Annotated in this window: 2 protein-coding genes; one reads left to right on the plus strand and one right to left on the minus strand. The window is 36.0% G+C overall.

The features are described from left to right. On the plus strand, window positions 1-237 hold a 237-nt coding region (locus tag ACTJLE_RS06330), incomplete at its 5' end, for a hypothetical protein (RefSeq protein ID WP_481267889.1). A gap of 110 nt (window positions 238-347) precedes the next feature. On the opposite strand, the gene ACTJLE_RS06335 is transcribed toward ACTJLE_RS06330, so the two are convergent. Next, window positions 348-1,140, minus strand: a 793-nt coding sequence (locus ACTJLE_RS06335; protein WP_481267890.1) for an IS3 family transposase, incomplete at its 5' end; no start/stop codon positions are given.

The raw sequence follows: 1,140 nt of genomic DNA on the forward strand, positions 1-1,140 counted from the left end.
GATATTCTTATGTACAAGGTTCTTATGTTCGTGCTGAAGTTGGTTATGTTTACAGCTGTGAATTTTATGGTCCTTTACTTGTCGATGGTGGTATTCGGCCATGATTTTGGTGTGATGTTCAAAACGTATGGGAATGCGCTCGGTCCGTTTACGTTCATGCTCGCTTTGATGACAACGATGTCGTTGCCTAATGAAGGAACTATTTTTGAGGGTAAGCGGCAAAAAAAGTGTGTCTAAAAACCCGAGTTTTCGTTGAAATACCAAGGAAAACTCTCTGTTGTTATGCTAAAAAAGCTTAACATTTAGTATTACTTGACATTGAAAACAAAAGGGTCTTAGGACAATTTTTAGACATTTTGTGCAATCATACCACGATATCTTTCTTTAATTCTGTGGTTGTTGTAAAAATCAATATAAGTATGAATAGCTTGACGTAATTCTTCTGTACTATCCCAGTTAAGTGGATAATACATTTCTGTTTTCATTCGTCCAAAAAAGCCTTCACAGGCAGCATTATCTCCACTGTTTCCTTTTCTTGACATAGAGCGTGTAATACCAAGACCTTCTAACCTCTCAATCCACCTACCACCTCTATAGTGACCTCCTCTATCTGTATGAATAACTAAGCTTTTACATTCTGTAGTGTCAAGGGTAGTTAAAGCCTCTTCTAACATTTCATCTACAAGACACTGATCTGGGTGGTTTGAAAGAGCGCAAGAGACCACTTTACCATCAAAACAGTCAATCATAGGGCTTAAATAGAGTTTTGACTCTTTTACTGAAAACTCAGTAATGTCTGTAAGCCAAATCTTATTAGGTGAATTTGCATGAAAATTATTGTTAACGATGTTACTACATGCGGGAGTAATTTCTCCTATATAGCTTGAATAGCGTCTTTTACGCCTTGCATATCTAACCTCAATTGACTCTTCTTTCATGAGTCGTCTTACTACTTTTTCAGATATTTTAATACCTTTAGTTCTCAACATTAACCATATTCTAGGAGAGTCATAAGTAAAGAAGTTTTCTTCTGCAATCTTGTGTATGCAACCTCGTATATGTGCGTATTTGTCAGGTTTTTGAAGAGCATTTTTAGCATAGTAATAACTTGAACGTTTTATCTGAAGTGTTTTAATCAGC

This window comes from Gardnerella sp. CCPDSM (assembly GCF_056754715.1).